General features: G+C 72.1%; 4 protein-coding genes and 1 pseudogene. 4 read left to right on the forward strand and 1 reads right to left on the reverse strand.

What is annotated here, in order from left to right; all coding sequences use genetic code 11:
• The 4 genes from MTQ10_RS28895 to MTQ10_RS31765 form a co-directional block, all read left to right on the forward strand.
• Positions 1–553 (forward strand): PD-(D/E)XK nuclease family protein (locus MTQ10_RS28895; protein WP_247473325.1); only part of this gene is annotated, 553 nt, incomplete at its 5' end.
• 10 nt (positions 554–563) lie between these two features.
• Positions 564–1,967, forward strand: coding sequence for a dipeptidase (locus tag MTQ10_RS28900; RefSeq protein WP_247473327.1), 1,404 nt, complete (start codon positions 564–566; stop codon positions 1,965–1,967).
• Between the two features lie 261 nt (positions 1,968–2,228).
• A complete protein-coding gene (gene nudC / locus MTQ10_RS28905; RefSeq protein ID WP_247473329.1) occupies positions 2,229–3,176 on the forward strand; it encodes an NAD(+) diphosphatase in 948 nt (315 codons plus the stop codon).
• Positions 3,173–3,499, forward strand: coding sequence for a transposase (locus MTQ10_RS31765; RefSeq protein WP_374117722.1), 327 nt, complete (start codon positions 3,173–3,175; stop codon positions 3,497–3,499). Before nudC ends, MTQ10_RS31765 begins: the two co-directional genes overlap by 4 nt.
• Before the next feature lie 21 nt (positions 3,500–3,520).
• On the opposite strand, the pseudogene MTQ10_RS28915 reads toward MTQ10_RS31765, so the two are convergent.
• A pseudogene (locus MTQ10_RS28915) lies at positions 3,521–3,634 on the reverse strand (IS5/IS1182 family transposase); the annotation flags it as partial.

The raw sequence follows: 3,634 nt of genomic DNA on the forward strand, positions 1-3,634 counted from the left end.
CCCCCCGCAGCCCGCCGCCCGCCGCGGCACCCGCTTCCACGCCTGGGTCGAATCCCGCTTCGAAGCGCTGACGCTGCCCCTGCTGGAGCCCGAGGAGCTGCCCGGCGGCGACGCCGACATCGCCGACGAACGCGACCTGGAAGCACTCAAGGAAGCCTTCGAACGCACCGAGTACGCCCGGCGCACCCCCTACCGGGTCGAGGCACCGTTCCAGATCGACATCGCCGGCCGCGTCGTACGAGGCCGTATCGACGCCGTCTACAAGGACGGCGACGGCGACAGCACCACGTACGAGATCGTCGACTGGAAGACCAACCGCACCCAGGACGCCGACCCGCTCCAGCTCGCCCTGTACCGGCTGGCCTGGGCGGAGCAGCAGGGCGTGCCGCCCGAGAAGATCACAGCGTCGTTCCTGTACGTCCGCACCGGCGACGTCGTACGCCCCGAGGACCTGCCGGACCGGGCCGCGCTGGAACAGCTGCTGCTCGGCGGGACGCCCGACGGGACGTCGTGTGACGAACCGCCCAACCAGGATGTCACTGAGTGCCGATAGGCTCGACGTCATGAGCCAGACCCCGGACAGCGCCGTCCGCACGTACATCCAGCAGCACCGTGCAGCCTTCCTCGACGACCTGACCGAGTGGCTGCGCATCCCCTCGGTGTCGGCCCAGCCGGACCACGCCGACGATGTGCGCCGCAGCGCCGACTGGCTCGCCGCGAAACTCCGCGAGACCGGCTTCCCCACCGCCGAGATCTGGCCCACCGCGGGCGCCCCGGCCGTCTACGCCGAGTGGCCCTCCGGCGACCCGGACGCCCCGACCGTCCTCGTGTACGGCCACCACGACGTCCAACCGGCCGCCCGCGAGGACGGCTGGAACAGCGAACCGTTCGAACCCGTCGTCCGCGGAAACCGCCTCTACGCGCGCGGCGCCGCCGACGACAAGGGGCAGGTGTTCTTCCACACACTCGGGGTCCGCGCCCACCTCGCCGCCACCGGCCGCACCGCACCCGCCGTCAACCTCAAACTGCTGATCGAGGGCGAGGAGGAGTCCGGCTCCCCCCACTTCCGCACCCTGGTCGAGGAACACGCCGACCGGCTCACCGCGGACGCCGTGATCGTCTCCGACACCGGCATGTGGTCCGAGGACACCCCCACCGTCTGCACCGGCATGCGCGGCCTCGCCGAGTGCGAGATCCGGCTGTACGGCCCCGACCAGGACATCCACTCCGGCTCCTTCGGCGGTGCCGTACCCAACCCGGCCACCGTCGCCGCCCGCCTCGTCGCCGCCCTGCACGACGACCACGCGCGCGTGGCGATCCCCGGCTTCTACGACGGCATCGTCGAACTGACCGACCGCGAGCGCGCCCTCTTCGCCGAACTGCCCTTCGACGAGGAAAGCTGGCTGCGCACCGCCAAGTCGTACGCCACCCACGGCGAAGCCGGCCACACCACCCTGGAGCGCATCTGGGCCCGCCCCACCGCCGAGGTCAACGGCATCGGCGGTGGCTACCAGGGCCCCGGCAGCAAGACGATCATCCCGTCCTCGGCCATGGTCAAGCTGTCCTTCCGGCTCGTCGCGGGACAGGAACCCGACCGCATCTCGAAGGCCGTCCGCGCCTGGGCCGAGAGCCTCGTCCCCGCCGGCATCCGCAGCGAGATCGCCTTCACCGGGTCCACACGCCCCTGCCTGACACCCCTGGACCACCCCGCACTCCAGTCCGTGGTCCGCGCCATGGGCCGCGCCTTCGAACAGCCCGTCCGCTACACCCGCGAAGGCGGCTCCGGGCCCGCCGCCGACCTCCAGGACGTCCTCGGCGCCCCCGTGCTGTTCCTCGGCATCTCCGTCCCCTCCGACGGCTGGCACGCGCCCGACGAGAAGGTCGAGCTGGACCTGCTGTTCAAAGGCGTCGAGACCAGCGCCTACCTGTGGGGCGACCTCGCCGGGACCTGGCGCCGTGCCCGCTGACCCCCGCCCGGCGCACAAGGCGCCCGCCGCGCAGGAGCACACTGGAAGGGCCGCCCAGCACCCGCCCGACCGCAGCCCGCATCCACCGGGCCGCGACCGGCACCCGCCGGACGACGCCCCGCGACCGCCGGGCCGCGTCCCGCACCCGCCCGGCCCCACCGCGCGCGTGCCGAGCCCCCGCCGGCTCCGCCACGCAGCGCCGACCAGACCGCCGAACCGCCGCCGAAACCGACCGTTGCACCGGGGGAGTTGGAAGCACCCGTGACCATCTGGACCGATCCCACCGCCGACCTGAACATCTCGCTCACCGCGCCCAGCGGCATCGACCGGGCCGCCCACCACCGGCTCGACGAGGCCTGGCTCGCGGCGGCATGGAGCCACCCCACCACCCGCGTCTTCGTGGTCTCCGGCGGTCAGGTCCTGATCGACGAGACGCCCGACGGGCGAACCGAACTCGTCATGACCCCGACGTTCGAAGCCCCCCTCACCGAGGCCCACCGCTACTTCCTCGGCATCGACGAGGACGGCGTACGGTACTTCGCCCTCCAGAAGGACGCGCTGCCCGGCCGAATGGACCAGTCCGCCCGCCCCGCGGGCCTCCGCGAGGCCGGCCTGCTGCTGTCGCCGCGCGACGCCGGCCTGATGGTGCACGCGGTCGGACTGGAGAACTGGCAGCGCACCCACCGCTTCTGCTCCCGCTGCGGCGAGCGCACGGTCATCGCCGCCGCCGGACACATCCGCCGCTGCCCCGCCTGCGGCGCGGAACACTACCCGCGCACCGACCCCGCGGTGATCATGGCCGTCACCGACCAGGACGACCGCATCCTCCTCGGCCGACAGGTCCACTGGCCCGAGGGCCGCTTCTCCACACTCGCCGGGTTCGTCGAGCCCGGCGAGTCGATCGAGCAGGCGGTGCGACGCGAGGTCTTCGAAGAGGCCGGCGTCACCGTCGGCGCCGTCGAGTACGTCGCCAGCCAGCCCTGGCCCTTCCCGTCCAGCCTCATGCTCGGCTTCATGGCCCGCGCCGTCTCCACCGACATCGACGTCGACGGCGACGAGATCCACGAGGCCCGCTGGTTCTCCCGCGACGAACTCCAGGCCGCCTTCGACTCCGGCGAGGTGCTCCCGCCGTACGGCATCTCCATCGCCGCCCGCCTCATCGAACGGTGGTACGGCAAGCCGCTGCCGACACGGAGCGGCCGCTGGTGAAGGGGATACCGGCGATCCGCTCCCGGCGCGGACCGCGCCGCAGGAAGCCGGGCCGGCTCCGGGCGGACAAGGCCTACCACTCCGCCGCGCATCTGGCCTGGCTGCGGGAACGAGGCATCGTGCCGCGCATCGCCCGGCCGGGCATCGAGTTCGGCGAACGCCTCGGCCGCCACCGCTGGAAGATCGAGAGGTCGATCGCCTGGCTCTTCGGCTACCGCCGCCTCACTGTCCGCTACGAACGCAAGGGAGACCACTTCCTCGCCTTCCTCGGCCTTGGAGCAGCCCTGACCTGCTACAAGAAGCTCGCCAAACTCGCCACGTGAGACAACCTCTTAGACGTCGTCTCATTTGGCGAGTCTGCGGTAGCAGATGAGGCTGCAGGCGATGGCGGTGAAGGCCAGGAAGTGCTCGACCTTGCGTTCGTAGCGGCGGTGCAAACGGCGGCAGCCGCCCAGCCA

The sequence above is a fragment of the Streptomyces sp. XM83C genome (assembly GCF_023072675.1).
In the GTDB taxonomy this organism is placed as follows: domain Bacteria; phylum Actinomycetota; class Actinomycetes; order Streptomycetales; family Streptomycetaceae; genus Streptomyces; species Streptomyces thermocoprophilus.

Excerpts from the sequence above, each read along its gene's own strand:
- MTQ10_RS28900 (WP_247473327.1), top strand. The coding sequence starts at position 564 with ATGAGCCAGACCCCGGACAGCGCCGTCCGCACGTACATCCAGCAGCAC.